This is a genomic window from Mucilaginibacter sp. P4_E8 (assembly GCF_056401495.1).
In genome coordinates, this window is record NZ_JBFUJG010000419.1 from 1 (window position 1) to 961 (window position 961).

A 961-nucleotide genomic window follows, 5' to 3' on the forward strand; every position below is an offset into this window, starting at 1 on the left:
TTCCTATAAGAACTTCCCTTTTTTCCTATAAGAACTTCCCTTTTCACCAAGGCTCAGCTCCTGACCTCCCTTCAATTGCTCCAGCAACTGCTCCAGGTCACCCACCAGGATACGCCACGATACCCCGTCTATAGCCAGGTGATGCACGATCACCAGCAAACGGTTATACCCCTCTTCATCAGGGCTCAGCATCAGCACCGCCCGCGTTAATACCCCGGCCCGGATATCCAGGCTCCGCTGATAATCATCCCCTGTCTTTTGTACAGCTGCCGCAAAAGCACCGCCCGCCTCTGATCGCAGATCAACTATCTCCAACTCCCTGCAAACTGTTTCGTATCGCTGGCTCCAGTGGCCTTCCTGTTCGCTGTACGAAAAACGCAAGCTGTCATGATGCTCCTGCAATACCCTCCAGCATCGGTTCATTTCTTCCGCACTGACGCCTTTATCTACCTTTAATAATATACTCTGATTATAATGAGACTCCCCACTCCCCGAATGGCTCAGGAAGCTTAACTGGATCGGAAGCAGTCCCGCCTCTCCAGCCAGTATTCCCTGCTCTGACAAAATACCCGAACGGCTTGTCCGTCCCTGCAACGCCACCGACAGCTTCGAGATCGTCTGATGCTGGAAGATATCCCGCGGATGAAGCTCATAACCCGCTCGCTTCATCCGGCTTACCGCCTGGATCGTGATGATCGAATCGCCCCCAAGCTCAAAAAAGTTATCATGGATACCTACCCCCGTTACACCCAGCAGCTCCTCCCAGATCCCGATCAGCGTCAGCTCCAGCGCATTACGACCGCCTTCATACCCCGAAGATGAACCCTGTACGTCAACCTCCGGAAGCGATTTACGGTCTACTTTCCCGTTCGCCGTCAGCGGAACCTGCTCCAGCTCTATCAGTATCCCCGGTACCATATACTCCGGTAACTGTGAACGCAGGTAGGATTGTACCGATTCT

The 961-nt window shown here is 53.3% G+C and carries 1 protein-coding gene; it reads right to left on the bottom strand.

The genetic code is table 11. The features are described 5' to 3' along the window. Positions 1-3 precede the first annotated feature (3 nt). The coding region (locus tag AC1DRQ_RS31860; RefSeq protein ID WP_477430210.1) for a condensation domain-containing protein at positions 4-961 on the bottom strand (958 nt) is incomplete at its 5' end.